Annotated in this window: 1 protein-coding gene; it reads left to right on the top strand. The window is 46.4% G+C overall.

Annotated elements, in window-relative coordinates; genetic code table 11:
- Window positions 1-507, top strand: a 507-nt coding sequence (locus LD39_RS21615; RefSeq protein ID WP_035554078.1) for a glycerate kinase, incomplete at both ends; no start/stop codon positions are given.

Here is a 507-nt window from a genome sequence, read left to right as displayed (position 1 = left end):
CCCTATGAAGGGGAAGAGGCAGCGCTTATCGAGTGCGCAAGAAGTACAGGACTTACACTTGTACCAGATGATCAGCGAGATCCATTTTTATTAAATTCTTACGGTCTAGGGGAGCAAATTAAATGCGCATTAGAAATGGGAATTCGTCATTTAGTGGTTTCCCTTGGGGGAAGTGCAACGACGGACGGTGGAACAGGACTATTGCAAGCACTTGGCTATCGGTTTTTTAATGATCAAAATGAAGAGCTGCCTCCTAACAGAAATATCTTGTGTGACATTGAACGGATTGACGAGTGTGGAGTATTACCGGAACTCAAAGACTGTCAGGTGATCGTCGCCTCCGATGTCACCAACCCTTTTTATGGAGAACAAGGAGCGGCTCACGTTTATGGACCGCAAAAAGGTGCCACAGAAGCTGATGTCTATCGTCTCGATTCCGGCTTGAGGAAATTCGCTTCTGTATGGGATAGCTATACAGGAGTTGATCTTCAGACCATCGATGGTGCC

The sequence above is a fragment of the Halobacillus sp. BBL2006 genome (assembly GCF_000786645.1).
In the GTDB taxonomy this organism is placed as follows: Bacteria; Bacillota; Bacilli; order Bacillales; family Halobacillaceae; genus Halobacillus.
Note: the sequence above shows the minus strand (reverse complement) of the source record. Positions and strands in the feature narration are given on the sequence as shown.